Consider the following 12700-nt stretch of genomic DNA (forward strand, 5'->3'; position numbering starts at 1 on the left):
GGGGATGGGGTTGCGCGCCTAAAATGTGGCGATGACCTTTCGCTCCTCTACTGCTGCGCCCCAGCGCGCTGCCACCACCCAACGTATTGATGTTGCCCGCGAACTGCTCCTGACCCCGTTCGGGCTGGACGAGAGCCATTTGGCCCGCGCTCTGGCGGAGATTCGCGCCCATCAGGTGGACGATGCGGACCTGTATTTCCAGTACACCCGCAGCGAAGGCTGGAGCCTGGAAGAGGGCATCGTCAAGACGGGCTCCTTCAGCATTGACCAGGGCGTGGGCGTGCGCGCCGTGAGTGGCGAAAAGACAGCCTTTGCCTACTCGGACGATATTTCCGAGGCCTCTTTGCTGGACGCAGCGCGCACCGTGCGTTCCATCTCGTCAGTGGCCCAGGCGGGGCGGGTGCGTGTGCCTGCCAAAAAGGTCGCCACCAGCCGCAGCCTATACCAGGGCGTAGACCCCATCGCCTCGCTGGACAGCACAGCCAAGGTGGCCCTGCTGGAGCGTCTGGAGCAGCGCGCCCGCGCCAAAGATCCCCGCGTGGCCCAGGTGATGGCGGGCCTGGCGAGCGAGTACGACGTGGTGCTGGTGGCCCGTGCCGACGGCACTCTGGCGGCAGATGTGCGCCCTCTGGTGCGTCTCTCGATCACGGTCATTGCAGAGCAGAACGGCCGCCGCGAAATGGGATCTGCCGGTGGTGGCGGGCGTTTTGGTCTGGCTTATTTTGACGATGCACTGCTCGGCCAGTATGTGGATGAGGCAGTCAACGCCGCGCTGGTGAACCTGGATTCCCGTCCTGCACCTGCTGGCGAGATGACGGTGGTGCTGGGCTCGGGCTGGCCAGGCATTCTGCTGCACGAAGCCGTGGGCCACGGGCTGGAAGGAGACTTCAACCGCAAGGGTTCCAGCGCCTTCAGTGGCCGCATTGGCCAGCGGGTGGCGGCCAAGGGCGTCACGGTGCTGGACGATGGCACCATTGCCGACCGCCGTGGTTCGCTGAACGTGGACGATGAGGGCAACGCCAGCCAGCGCAATGTGCTCATCGAGGACGGCATTCTGCGTGGCTACATCCAGGATTCGCTGAACGCCCGCCTCATGGGGGTTGCGCCCACGGGCAATGGTCGCCGCGAGAGCTACGCCCACATCCCCATGCCCCGCATGACGAACACCTACATGCTGGGCGGCGACAAGGACCCGCAGGAAATCATTGCCAGCATCAAAAAGGGGCTGTACGCCAGCAACTTTGGGGGTGGGCAGGTGGATATCACCTCCGGCAAATTCGTGTTCTCCGCCAGCGAGGCTTACTGGGTGGAAAACGGCAAGATCCAGTATCCCGTCAAGGGCGCGACCATCGTGGGCAGCGGCCCGGAGTCGCTCAAGAAGGTCACCATGATCGGTAACGACATGCGCCTGGACAGCGGCGTAGGTACTTGCGGCAAGGAAGGCCAGAGCGTGCCGGTTGGCGTGGGGCAGCCCACGCTGCGCATTGAGGGCCTGACCGTCGGCGGAACGGCCTGAGCGGGTTTTGCGCTGAGCTGCGCTTGCGCAGCAAGCATCTTTGAGAGTGTAAAAACATCGTTAAAAGCTGAGGCTTGTGTTGCGTGGCGGCCACCTGCAGGTGGTTGCCTGCTGCCCAGGGCCCCGGCTGCGTCTGTGCGGACCTGCACAGAGCACCGTGCCGGGCGCACAATCGCCGCATGTCCGTGCCGCGCACATCCCTGCCACCCAGTCTTCAGTCTTTTGGAGACATCAGCCGCTTTCTGCGCGAAGGTGTGGCCGACGAGGATTCGCGCCAGTTGCGTGACAGCCTGAGCGTGCTCTCTGGTCTGATCGAAGAGGCCGTGCGCGCCCGCCGCTCCAGCACCGATGCGGCCGTCATCCTGCGCGCTGCAACCCAGCTTTTTCAGAATGCGCGAGAACACCAGTTGCTGTTGACCGGCTTGGGCTCTGCATGGCATGGGCTGTACGAGTTCGACGCTTATCAGCGAGCCCTGTGGGAACTGCGTTCTGCCATCAGTGCCTGGAAGCAGGCGCTGGAGCAGCGCAGCAGCGGCGAAGCCGCCTGCTTTGACCGGTTTGAGTTGCTGGCATGGCGTACCTTGGGCGAGGCCTTGCTGCTCATCGACATGTATGAACATGATGGGCGGGCGGATACCACCACAGACGACGCTTCAACGGCTTCCCGCCCTGCAAGCTGGTGGGATCGCTTGCGGCGTCGTTGGCTGGGAAGCCGGGGCTGAGTCGCCTCTTTCTCCGGTTCCGATGCTTCCAGGATCACAGCGCGCTGAAGTCGCCTGTGGTTTTTTGGGGCCAGCGAGTGACGCCGCCCTTGCCGAACCACCCCCAGGCTGTGCTACATTGAAAGACATGCAAGTTCGCAGCGCGTTTTATTTTTGGTTTTTTATCTCGGTCCCAGGCGGATGAGAGGGAAACGCGCAAGCACCTAAAAAACCTTCACCAGACAACCGCCGAAGCTGAAAAGCCCGGCGGTTTTTGTTTTTTCAGCCCCCCGTTTTTTTCATCTTTCAACCCTCACGAGGAAGACAACATGAGCGTGCAAGCCACTCCCGCCAGCGATGCCTGGTACCGCAGCGTCGACAAAACCAGCCAGACCGACGACGAACGTATCAAGGACATCACCGTGTTGCCTCCTCCCGAACACCTGATCCGCTTCTTCCCCATCAGCAACACGCCGGTGGAAGGGCTCATCAGCCAGACCCGCAAGAACATCCACAACATCATGGCCGGACAGGACGATCGCTTGCTCGTCATCATCGGCCCCTGCTCCATCCACGATCCCGTGGCTGCGCTCGATTACGCCCGCCGCCTGAAGGTGGTGCGCGAGCAGTACAAGGACACGCTCGAGATCGTGATGCGCGTGTACTTCGAAAAGCCCCGCACCACCGTGGGCTGGAAGGGCCTCATCAACGATCCCTACCTGGACGAGACCTACCGCATCGACGAAGGCCTGCGCATTGCGCGCCAGCTGCTCATCGACATCAACCGCCTGGGCATGCCTGCGGGCAGCGAGTTCCTGGACGTGATCTCTCCCCAGTACATTGGCGACCTGATTGCCTGGGGTGCCATTGGTGCCCGCACGACCGAGAGCCAGGTGCACCGCGAGCTGGCTTCGGGCCTGTCCGCTCCCATCGGTTTCAAGAACGGCACAGACGGCAACATCCGCATTGCCACGGATGCCATCCAGTCGGCCAGCCGCGGTCACCACTTCCTGTCCGTGCACAAGAATGGCCAGGTCGCCATCGTCAACACCAACGGCAACAAGGATTGCCACGTGATCCTGCGTGGCGGCAAGGCCCCCAATTACGACGCTGCCAGCGTGGCCGCCGCCTGCAAGGACCTGGAGGCCGCCAAGCTGCCCGCCACGCTGATGGTGGACTGCAGCCACGCCAACAGCAACAAGCAGCACGAGCGCCAGCTGGATGTGGCGCGTGACATTGCGGCCCAGATTGCAGGCGGCTCGCGCAGCGTGTTCGGCGTGATGATCGAAAGCCATATCAACGCGGGGGCGCAGAAGTTCACCCCCGGCAAGGACGATGCCTGTGCGCTGGAGTACGGCAAGAGCATCACCGATGCCTGCCTGGGCTGGGACGACTCGCTGACGGCGCTGGCAGACCTGTCGGCTGCCGTGCAGGCGCGCCGCGCTCGCTGAAGCGGCGGGCTGGCGCTACAGGGAAAAGACGGAGATGCACCCGGTGGGCACAGCGTGTAAGCTCACCGGAACTCATCCCAGTTCTTCCACGATTGCAACGAGGTCACCCCATGCCCAGTGAAGTATCCGTCCGTCTGGCTGCCGATCAGGAATACCGTTTTGACCTGTCCAGCGCGGAGCCCATGGCCCACGAGGCCGCCCGCCTGTGGCTGGACGAGCAATTCACCACGCTCGACTGCGAGCCGCTGCGGGCCAGCGGCAAAGTCTTGCTGGCCGACAAGGTGCTGACCGTGGCGCAGGCTGCCGGGGCAGCATTGTTCTCGCAAGCAGAGTGGGGCCAGCGCTTTGCCCTGGCGGCCAGTGCGGCGCTGGCGCGGCCGATCGTGCGTGTGGATGTGCCAGCCATGGCCATCACGTACTGAGAGCGGCCAACACAACCCCCCCTGGCCTCGTTGTTCCGTCTTGTCGTACTGCTTGTACTGCCTGCGACGCAACGCCTGGCCAGGGTCGCTTCGCTGGCTTGTGTGAGCCGCTCCAAGCGGCCGAGCTTCAGCATTGCCATTCCACAAGTGATGAGCATAAAAATAGCTGCCAGCGCTTGATGGATAAGTGCAGGCAGCTATTGTTTTTATAGTGCTTGTAACGTTGCCGTAGCGTTACCCGCGTTGCAGCGCCTCCAGCAACCGGGCGTGGATGCCGCCAAAACCGCCATTGCTCATGCACACCACATGGTCGCCGGGGCGAGCGGCCTGGGTGATCTGCTCCACCAGGGTGGCAATGTCTGGTGCAGTCTGCGCACGTTGGCCCATGCCCACGCCCAGCGGTGCCAGGGCTTCGGCGGCATCCCAGTCCAGCCCCGCTGTGTGGCAGAACACCAGATCGGCAGGCTCCAGCGCCCAGGGCAGCTGGCTTTTCATGGCCCCCAGCTTCATGGTGTTGCTGCGGGGCTCGAACACGGCCAGGATGCGGGCTTCCGCCCCCAGGCTGCGGCGCAGGCCATCCAGCGTGGTGCGCAGGGCGGTGGGGTGGTGCGCAAAGTCGTCGTACACGGCAATGCCGCGCACGGTACCGCGCAGCTCCATGCGGCGCTTCACGTTCTGGAACTGGCCCAGCGCGGCAGCGGCCACCTCGGGGTGGACGCCCACATCCTGCGCGGCGGCGATGGCCGCTAGCGCATTGAGCTGGTTGTGCACGCCGGTCAGCGCCCATTCCACCCGCGCCACTTTGCGGCCTTGGTGCAATACATCAAAGGCCTGCGGGTCGCCTTCGGCCGTGAAGTCGCTCACGGCAGCACCAAAGCTGCTCACCTCGCTCCAGCAGCCTTTGTTCAAGACACGGGTCAGGCTCTCTTCCAGCCCGTTGGTCACGACGCGGCCCGAGGGGGGCACGGTGCGCACCAGGTGGTGGAACTGGCGCTCGATGGCAGCCAGGTCGTCAAAGATGTCGGCGTGGTCAAATTCCAGGTTGTTCAGCACTGCCGTGCGGGGGCGGTAGTGCACAAACTTGCTGCGCTTGTCGAAGAAGGCGGTGTCGTACTCGTCCGCCTCGATCACGAACAGCGGGCGCTGACCTTGCGCGCCAGGGCCGGGTTGTGGGCGCTGCGCGGCGCCCAGGCGGGCAGAGATGCCGAAGTTCAGCGGCACGCCACCGATCAGAAAGCCCGGCTGCAAGCCTGCGCTCTCCAGAATCCACGACAGCATGGAGGTGGTGGTGGTCTTGCCATGCGTGCCCGCCACGGCCAGCACATGGCGGCCTTGCAGCACATGCTCGGCCAGCCACTGGGGGCCGCTGGTGTAGGGCAAGCCTGCGTCCAGAATGGCTTCCATCAGCGGGAACTTGGGTGAGCCATCGGCCAGACGGGCACGGCTGACCACGTTGCCCACCACAAACATGTCGGGTTGCAGCGCCAGCTGCTCGGCCCCAAAGCCTTCAATCAGGTCAATGCCCAGGGCGCGGAGCTGGTCGCTCATGGGGGGGTAGACCCCGGCATCGCAGCCGGTGACCTTGTGCCCTGCCTCGCGGGCGAGGGCTGCCAGGCCGCCCATGAAGGTTCCGCAGATTCCGAGTATGTGTATGTGCATGGCGGGGGATTCTAATGACGGGCCATGGGGGGCTCGGTCTGCTGGCGCGCACGCTGCGCACCAGGGCCAGGTGATGAAGCCAGTGCGCTGAATGATCGGGAAGAAATGGCACCCCTGCCGTGCCGATGTCCCTGTTGCAGGGTGGCAGGAGTGCGAAAAAACGGCGAGGGCATTGCGCCCCCGCGTGGGTCCGTCATCAGGCCTGGGTGTAGGCCGTCTTCACGGTGGTGTAGAACTCGGCGGCGTAACGGCCTTGCTCGCGTGGGCCGTAGCTGCTGCCCTTGCGGCCACCAAACGGCACGTGGTAGTCCACGCCAGCGGTGGGCAGGTTCACCATCACCATGCCCGCCTGGGCGTGGCGCTTGAAGTGGGTGGCGTATTTCAGGCTGGTGGTGGCAATGCCGCTGGCCAGGCCAAAAGGCGTGTCGTTGGCCAGGGCCAGGGCTTCGTCGTAGCCCTTCACACGCTGGATGCTGACCACGGGGCCAAAGATTTCTTCGCGGTTGATGCGCATCTCGGGCGTGGTTTCAGTGAACAGGGCGGGGCGCAGGTAGTAGCCTGGTGCGCCGTCTGCGTTGGTGGCGAGGGCTTCGCCGCCGTGCAGCTTGGCACCTTCCTTCTGGCCGATGGCGATGTACTCCAGGTCTTGCGCCAGCTGGCGGTCGTCCACCACTGGGCCGATGTCGGTGCCGGCCTTGCGGGCGTCATCTACCTTCAGGGTCTTCATCTTTTCGATCATGGCGGCCACGAAGCGGTCGTGGATGCCCTCGGTCACGATCACGCGGCTGCTGGCGGTGCAGCGCTGGCCGGTGGAGAAAAAGCCGCTGTTGATGGCGGCACCTACGGCCACGTTCAGGTCGGCATCGTCCAGCACCACAAACGGGTTCTTGCCGCCCATCTCCAGTTGCACCTTGGCACCACGGCCCACGCAGGCAGCCGCCACGCGCTGGCCAGTGCCGACGGAGCCGGTGAAGCTCACGCCCGCGATGCGCTCGTCTTCGAGCAGCACGGCGCCCACTTCAGAGCCACGGCCCATCACCAGGTTGAACACGCCTGCGGGCAGGCCTGCGCGGTGCAGGATGTCGGCCAGCGCCCAGGCCGAGCCAGGCACCACCTCTGCGGGCTTGAACACCACGGTGTTGCCATAGGCCAGGGCCGGGGCAATCTTCCAGGCGGGGATGGCGATAGGGAAGTTCCAGGGGGTGATCAGACCGATCACACCCAGGGGCTCGCGGGTGATTTCCACGCCCACGCCAGGGCGCACCGACGGCAGCACTTCGCCACCGGGGCGCAGTGCTTCGCCAGCAAAGAACTTGAAGATGGCTGCAGCGCGGCCCACTTCGCCAATCGCTTCGGGCAGGGTTTTGCCTTCCTCGCGGGCCAGCAGGTCGCCCAGCTCGGCCTTGCGGGCGATGATTTCGTTGCCCACCGCGTCCAGGATGTCAAAGCGCTGCTGGGGTGTGGACAGGCTCCAGGCCGGGAAGGCAGCGTGCGCGGCTGCCACGGCTTGCAGCGCCTGTTCGCGGCTGGCCACGGCGTAGTCACCGATCACATCGCGCGTGTCGGAGGGGTTGGTGTTCTGGTAGGTGCGGACGCCTTCGGTCCATTGGCCGCCAATGAGGTTCTGTTTCATGGTCATTTGGGTGGGTTGGTAAAAATAAGAGAGCTTTCCAGGGCGCGTTCAATACGCGGCAGAGACCAGTTGGCCAGTGCGCTCAAACGCTTCCAGGTTGTCCATCACCCGCTGGCCCATGGCTTGGCGGGTTTCGTGCGTGGCGCTGGCAATATGCGGCAGCAGCACCACGTTGTCCATGCCCATCAGGGCGTCGGGCACGTGGGGCTCGTTCTCGAACACGTCGAGTCCGGCACCAGCGATGCGACCGTCCTGCAGCGCGCGGATCAATGCGGCTTCATCTACCACCGTGCCGCGTGCCACGTTGATGAGAAAGCCTGTGGAGCCCAGCGCATTGAGTACGTCTTCATTGATGAGGTGTCGCGTGGCGGGGCCGCCAGACGTGACGACGACCAGAAAGTCGCACCAGGCCGCCAGATCGACCAGCGATGCCTCGTAATGCCAAGGCACTCCTGCCACGGGCCGACGGCTGTGGTAGCGCACTTCCATGTCAAAGCCCAGGCTGCGCCTTGCAATGGTCTGGCCGATGCGGCCCAGGCCCACCACGCCCATGCGCGCACCACTGACCTTGCGCCCCAGTCCAAAGCTGTTGCCTCCCAGCCGGGCCCACTGGCCTGCGCGCACAAATCGGTCCGCCTCTGTGGTGCGGCGCGCCACATCCAGCATCAGTGCGAAAGCCGTGTCTGCCACGCAGTCGTTGAGAACGTCGGGCGTGTAGCCCACGGCAATGCCGCGCGCCTGGGCTTCCTTCACGGGGATCTTGTCCAGGCCCACGCCAAAGCTGGAGATGACCCGGACCGATGGCAATGACTCCAGATAGTGCGCGGGCAAGCCGATGGCTGCGCTCGTCACAACGGCATCAAACTGGGCACCGTGTGTCGCCAGAAATGCCTGGGCATCGGCTTCGTCAGCCAGCCGGTGAACAGAGTAGCGGGCGTGCAAGGCCTGATCCAGGGCTGGCACGAGCTTGCCCGCCTGCAGTACACGTTGCAAAGGTTGCATGGTCGGTCCGGTAAATGATGGGTAAGAGTATCAGGCGGGGCGCACGGCCTGGCGGGCCAGCAGACGCCATTGGCTGCCGTCCTTTTGCCACACCGTGAGGACCTTGATGGTCACATTGCCGGGCTTGCCACCATCATTGGTTGCGCCCGACAGCGTGTGGCGCACCACGGCCACGTTGCCCGACACGCTGATGGTCTGGTCCGACAAGGTGATGGACACGAAATCAGAGGAGCCATCCATCAGCGCTGCAATGAAGCTGGCCTGGGTGTCAATCTTGCCGCCGGAGTGCCCGTAGCTCAGCAGCGGGCTGGTCAGGTCTTTGAGCACGGCCTGGTCCGGGTCCACCATGGCTGCGCGCAGTTTCTCCACCACAGAGGCCACGGCTTGCTCATCGGGGGTGGCCTGGGCGTGTGCCACCAGGGGGGCTGCGATCAGCGCTGCAGCCAGGGTGACGCCTTGAGCGCAGCGATAGGTCCAATGGGAAGCGGAAGCGATAGGGTTCATGAGTGTCTCCTCGGATGGTGGTTGGATAAAGCAGAAAGCCCCAGTGGGCTGGGGCCGGGATGGCGCTTGGAACCTGTTGAGCAGTTCGTGCGCCTTGTGGTTATGGGTTCTGCGCAGGGCGGTTTACTGGGGGCCCAGGGGTGCCATCAGTGCGCGCAGTTGCTCCACTTCGGCAGGCTTCAGGTCAGACAGCGGTGGGCGCACAGGGCCGGCGCTGTGGCCTGCGATGGTGGCACCCGCCTTGACGATGGATACCGCATAGCCTTCACCCTGGTTGCGCAGTGCGATGTAGGGCAGGAAGAAGTCGCGGATCAGGCGGTCGCAGGTCGCAGTGTCGCCCGCAGCGTGGGCGTTGTAGAACTCCATCGCTGTCTTGGGGATGAAGTTGAACACGGCCGACGAGTACACGGGGCAGCCCATGGCCTTGTAGGCACCTGCAAACAGCTCGGCGGTAGGCAGGCCGCCCAGGTAGGCAAAGCGGTCACCCAGGGTCTGGCGGATGCTGACGAACTTCTCGATGTCGCCAATCCCATCCTTGAAACCGATCAGGTTAGGGCAGGTGTCGGCCAGCACTTGCAGGCTGGCAGGTGTCAGGCGGCAGCCGCCGCGGTTGTAGACCACCACGCCAAACTTCACGCTCTTGCACACGGCCTGCACGTGGGCAATCAGGCCTTCCTGGCTGGCTTCGGTCAGGTAGTGGGGCAGCAGCAAGATGCCTTGGGCGCCCAGGCGCTCAGCTTCCTGTGCGTATTGAATGGCCAGGGTGGTACCACCGCCAGCGCCCGCGATGATGGGGGTGCGGTTCTTGCAGGTGGCCAGAGCCACCTTGATCACTTCGCTGTATTCACCGGGCTCCAGCGAGAAGAACTCACCTGTGCCGCCCGCAGCGAACAGGGCCGAAGCGCCGTAAGGCTGCAGCCATTCCAGGCGGTCAGCGTAGGGCTTGGGGGCAAAGCGCAGGTTGCTGTCGAAGTCGGTCAGTGGGAAGGACAACAGGCCAGCTTGCAATACGCTTTTGAGTTCTTGAGGGGACATGGTCGGGCTCCGTAGGCAATAAATGGGGATTTCCGAGAACCCTCATGAGTGGGGTATCTCAGAACATGAGAACTTCATGTTGTATGTCATCGTACAACGTAAATCAAGAAAAAGCCATCGGGTTACTACTGATGGGGTAGCGCGCCGATGGCTTGTTGTTCGCGAAGACCTCTTGGGTAGGCTCTCAGGCCGGATCAGCTGGCCTCGGCCTGGGCACGACGGCGGCGCTCGCGGCTGTTGGCCAGGTGGGTGCGCATCGCAGCGCGTGCGGCGTCGGGATCTTGCGCCACGATGGCGTCGAAAATGTTTTCGTGTTCGCCATTGACCCGGCGAAGGTACTGGCGGCGTTCGTCGCTCTGGTCGTCAGGGCTCTCCAGTCGTGCGCGCGGGATGATCATGCTGCCCAGTGTGCTCATCAACTCGGTGAAATGGCTGTTCTGGGTGGCGCGTGCAATCTCCAGGTGAAACTGGAAATCCGAGGCCACGGCGTCTCGTCCTTCGTCCACAGCCTGGGCCACGGCGTTCAGTGCCTGCCGCATGGTGTTCAGGTTGGCCTCGGTGCGCCTCAGGGCGGCCAGGGCGGCGGCCTCGGTCTCGACGCCAATGCGCAACTCCAGCACGGCAATCACATCGCGCAAGGTGCTGAATTGCTCAGGCGTGATCTTGAAGCCGGGGGTCTGCCCAACGCCCAGAACGAAGGTGCCGATGCCGTGGCGCGTTTCCACCAGACCCGAGGCTTGCAGCTTGGAAATGGCCTCCCGGACCACGGTGCGGCTGACGTCGAATTCGGCCATGATCGCGGCCTCTGTGGGCAGCTTGTCGCCCACGGCCAGCCGACCGTCACGAATGCGGTCGCCCAGCGAATCCACCAGCTCCAGGGCCAACGTGCGGGGCTTGCGGCGGAGTGTGGTGTCGGTGTTCATGTCTCGGTGTTATCCCTATGTTTCTTCGTGGAACTACGTAGTACATTGTGTTTCGTTGTACGACAACTGATGACGTTCAACTGTGATGAGTGTCACTGTACCAAGAACCAGCCGAATTGCCATGCCTAGTCACCCGACATCGATCCGATTCAACCGCATTCTGCTCACCGGCGCTGCAGGCGGCCTGGGGCGTGAATTGCGTACCCGCCTGAAGGCTTACTGCAACACGGTCCGTCTGTCGGACATTGCCGATCTGGGCGAGGCGCAAGCGGGCGAGGAACTTTGCCCTGCCAAGCTGGAAGATGCCACCGCGGTGCTGGAATTGCTCAAGGATGTGGACACCGTGGTGCACCTGGGCGGTGTATCCACCGAGCAGCCCTGGGAGCCCATCCTGCAGGCCAACATCATTGGTGCCTACAACCTGTACGAAGCGGCTCGCAAGCAGGGCGTCAAGCGCATCGTGTTTGCCAGTTCCAACCATGTCACCGGCTTCTACCGCCAGGATGAAGTGGTCGGCCTGCGCGACCCCAAGCGCCCCGACGGGCTCTATGGCCTGTCCAAGGCGTTTGGTGAAGATCTCTCACGTTTTTATTTCGACCGCTACGGTATTGAAACCGTCTGCCTGCGCATCGGCTCGTCTTTCCCTGAGCCGCGCAACCGCCGCATGCTGGCCACATGGATGAGCTACGACGACCTGGAGCGCCTGGTGGTGAGTAGCCTCACAGCCCCTGTGGTGGGTCACAGCATCATCTATGGCATGGGCGACAACACCACCACCTGGTGGGACAACACCCTGGCCCGTCATATCGGCTACCGCCCGCAAGACAGCTCGGAGCCCTTCCGCGCCAAGATCGAGGCGGCTGACCCCAATCCCGACATGACAGACCCCGCCGTGATCTTTCAGGGTGGTCCGTTTGTGCGCACAGGGCCTTTCGAATGACTCAGCCCGCCGTAGACATTCTGTTGCCAGGGCACCTGGATGCGGTGGGCGAAAGCCCTGTGTGGAGCGTGACCGAGCAGGCGCTGTACTGGGTGGACATTGAGGCGCCCGCATTGCGCCGCTGGTCGATGGCCGATGGCCAGCTCACCAGCTGGGCTGCGCCAGAGCGCATCGCCTGCGTGGCGTTGCACGCCGACGGTGGATTGATTGCAGGCATGGAGTCGGGTGTCTTTCACGTACGTCCCGGTGCTGCAGGTCTGCTTGACTGCAAGCTGCTGTCCATGGTGCATCACCCGGAAGCAGGCATGCGCTTCAACGACGGACGCTGCGACCGCCAGGGGCGCTTCTGGGCAGGCACCATGGTGCGCGATATGTCGCTGGCCCGACCCGCGGGCGGGCTGTATCGCACGGACGCTTCAGGCCTCTCTGCCCCGCTGGTGCAGGGGCTGGTCACGCAGAACGGTCTGGGCTTCAGCCCGGACGGGCGCACCATGTACCTCAGCGACAGCCACCCGTCGGTGCAGAAGATCTGGACCTTGCCCCTGCATGACGACGGCAGTCTGGGTGAGCGCAAGCTGCTGGTGGACATGAAAGACCTGCCCGGCCGACCTGATGGCGCAGCGGTGGATGCCGAGGGCTGCTACTGGATTTGTGCCAACGACGCGGGCATGGTGCACCGCTTCACCCCAGAAGGGCGTCTGGATCGCTCCATCCGGGTGCCTGGCAGCAAACCTTCCATGTGCAGCTTTGGCGGACCCGCTCTGGACACGCTGTTCATCACCTCCATTCGTCCGGCCCAACCCGCAGGAGATGACGTAGCCCACGGCGGCGCGGTGTTCGTCACCCGGCCTGGCGTGTGCGGCCTGCCTGAAACCCCTTTTTCATCGACCACATCGGGGCGTTGACCCCATCAA

At 63.9% G+C, this 12700-nt stretch carries 12 protein-coding genes; 6 read left to right on the forward strand and 6 right to left on the reverse strand.

All coding sequences use genetic code 11. The annotated features are described in order from the left end of the window. The first annotated feature begins 31 nt into the window (after window positions 1-31). The 4 genes from tldD to AACH87_RS05405 all read left to right on the forward strand — a co-directional run bounded on the left by tldD (window position 32) and on the right by AACH87_RS05405 (window position 4090). The gene (gene tldD, locus AACH87_RS05390; protein WP_338797732.1) at window positions 32-1516 is read left to right on the forward strand and encodes a metalloprotease TldD; all 1485 of its coding nucleotides are present in this window, start codon (window positions 32-34) and stop codon (window positions 1514-1516) included. Window positions 1517-1695: 179 nt separating this feature from the next. Then, entirely contained in the window at window positions 1696-2238 is a 543-nt protein-coding gene (locus AACH87_RS05395; protein WP_338797733.1) for a hypothetical protein, read from the forward strand. Between the two features lie 308 nt (window positions 2239-2546). After that, window positions 2547-3668 carry a 3-deoxy-7-phosphoheptulonate synthase gene (locus AACH87_RS05400; protein ID WP_338797734.1) on the forward strand — a complete coding sequence of 374 codons (1122 nt, stop codon included), beginning with the start codon at window positions 2547-2549 and terminating at the stop codon, window positions 3666-3668. A 110-nt stretch (window positions 3669-3778) separates the two neighbouring features. Beyond that, window positions 3779-4090: a hypothetical protein gene (locus tag AACH87_RS05405; protein ID WP_273624696.1), complete on the forward strand. Its 312-nt coding sequence runs from the start codon at window positions 3779-3781 to the stop codon at window positions 4088-4090. Window positions 4091-4324: 234 nt separating this feature from the next. Here AACH87_RS05405 and mpl read toward each other — a convergent pair whose 3' ends face one another. The 6 genes from mpl to AACH87_RS05435 all read right to left on the reverse strand — a co-directional run bounded on the left by mpl (window position 4325) and on the right by AACH87_RS05435 (window position 10846). Beyond that, window positions 4325-5749, reverse strand: a complete 1425-nt coding sequence (mpl, locus tag AACH87_RS05410; RefSeq protein WP_338797735.1) for a UDP-N-acetylmuramate:L-alanyl-gamma-D-glutamyl-meso-diaminopimelate ligase — start codon at window positions 5747-5749, stop codon at window positions 4325-4327. Between the two features lie 196 nt (window positions 5750-5945). Beyond that, the gene (locus AACH87_RS05415) at window positions 5946-7388 is read right to left on the reverse strand and encodes an aldehyde dehydrogenase family protein (RefSeq protein WP_338797736.1); all 1443 of its coding nucleotides are present in this window, start codon (window positions 7386-7388) and stop codon (window positions 5946-5948) included. A 42-nt stretch (window positions 7389-7430) separates the two neighbouring features. Beyond that, window positions 7431-8384, reverse strand: coding sequence for a 2-hydroxyacid dehydrogenase (locus AACH87_RS05420; RefSeq protein WP_338797737.1), 954 nt, complete (start codon window positions 8382-8384; stop codon window positions 7431-7433). A 30-nt stretch (window positions 8385-8414) separates the two neighbouring features. Then, window positions 8415-8888 (reverse strand): nuclear transport factor 2 family protein, encoded by a 474-nt coding sequence (locus AACH87_RS05425; RefSeq protein ID WP_338797738.1) that lies wholly within the window; start codon window positions 8886-8888, stop codon window positions 8415-8417. Between the two features lie 123 nt (window positions 8889-9011). Further along, window positions 9012-9923, reverse strand: coding sequence for a 5-dehydro-4-deoxyglucarate dehydratase (kdgD, locus tag AACH87_RS05430; RefSeq protein ID WP_338797739.1), 912 nt, complete (start codon window positions 9921-9923; stop codon window positions 9012-9014). A 194-nt stretch (window positions 9924-10117) separates the two neighbouring features. After that, complete coding sequence (locus tag AACH87_RS05435; protein ID WP_338797741.1) at window positions 10118-10846, reverse strand: FadR/GntR family transcriptional regulator; 729 nt, start codon at window positions 10844-10846, stop codon at window positions 10118-10120. A gap of 121 nt (window positions 10847-10967) precedes the next feature. Between AACH87_RS05435 and AACH87_RS05440 the strand changes: the two genes are divergently transcribed. Then, complete coding sequence (locus AACH87_RS05440) at window positions 10968-11786, forward strand: NAD(P)-dependent oxidoreductase (protein ID WP_338797742.1); 819 nt, start codon at window positions 10968-10970, stop codon at window positions 11784-11786. Continuing rightward, a complete protein-coding gene (locus AACH87_RS05445) occupies window positions 11783-12691 on the forward strand; it encodes an SMP-30/gluconolactonase/LRE family protein (protein WP_338797743.1) in 909 nt (302 codons plus the stop codon). The genes AACH87_RS05440 and AACH87_RS05445 overlap by 4 nt, the downstream gene beginning before the upstream one ends. Window positions 12692-12700 lie beyond the last annotated feature (9 nt).

Source organism: Acidovorax sp. DW039 (assembly GCF_037101375.1).
In the GTDB taxonomy this organism is placed as follows: domain Bacteria; phylum Pseudomonadota; class Gammaproteobacteria; order Burkholderiales; family Burkholderiaceae_C; genus Acidovorax.

Bases quoted from the DNA above. Each gene is read 5' to 3' on its own strand.
- tldD (WP_338797732.1), top strand. From the start codon at position 32: ATGACCTTTCGCTCCTCTACTGCTGCGCCCCAGCGCGCTGCCACCACC.
- AACH87_RS05395 (WP_338797733.1), top strand. From the start codon at position 1,696: ATGTCCGTGCCGCGCACATCCCTGCCACCCAGTCTTCAGTCTTTTGGA.
- AACH87_RS05400 (WP_338797734.1), top strand. From the start codon at position 2,547: ATGAGCGTGCAAGCCACTCCCGCCAGCGATGCCTGGTACCGCAGCGTC.
- AACH87_RS05405 (WP_273624696.1), top strand. From the start codon at position 3,779: ATGCCCAGTGAAGTATCCGTCCGTCTGGCTGCCGATCAGGAATACCGT.
- mpl (WP_338797735.1), bottom strand. From the start codon at position 5,749: ATGCACATACACATACTCGGAATCTGCGGAACCTTCATGGGCGGCCTG.
- AACH87_RS05415 (WP_338797736.1), bottom strand. From the start codon at position 7,388: ATGACCATGAAACAGAACCTCATTGGCGGCCAATGGACCGAAGGCGTC.
- AACH87_RS05420 (WP_338797737.1), bottom strand. From the start codon at position 8,384: ATGCAACCTTTGCAACGTGTACTGCAGGCGGGCAAGCTCGTGCCAGCC.
- AACH87_RS05425 (WP_338797738.1), bottom strand. From the start codon at position 8,888: ATGAACCCTATCGCTTCCGCTTCCCATTGGACCTATCGCTGCGCTCAA.
- kdgD (WP_338797739.1), bottom strand. From the start codon at position 9,923: ATGTCCCCTCAAGAACTCAAAAGCGTATTGCAAGCTGGCCTGTTGTCC.
- AACH87_RS05435 (WP_338797741.1), bottom strand. From the start codon at position 10,846: ATGAACACCGACACCACACTCCGCCGCAAGCCCCGCACGTTGGCCCTG.
- AACH87_RS05440 (WP_338797742.1), top strand. From the start codon at position 10,968: ATGCCTAGTCACCCGACATCGATCCGATTCAACCGCATTCTGCTCACC.
- AACH87_RS05445 (WP_338797743.1), top strand. From the start codon at position 11,783: ATGACTCAGCCCGCCGTAGACATTCTGTTGCCAGGGCACCTGGATGCG.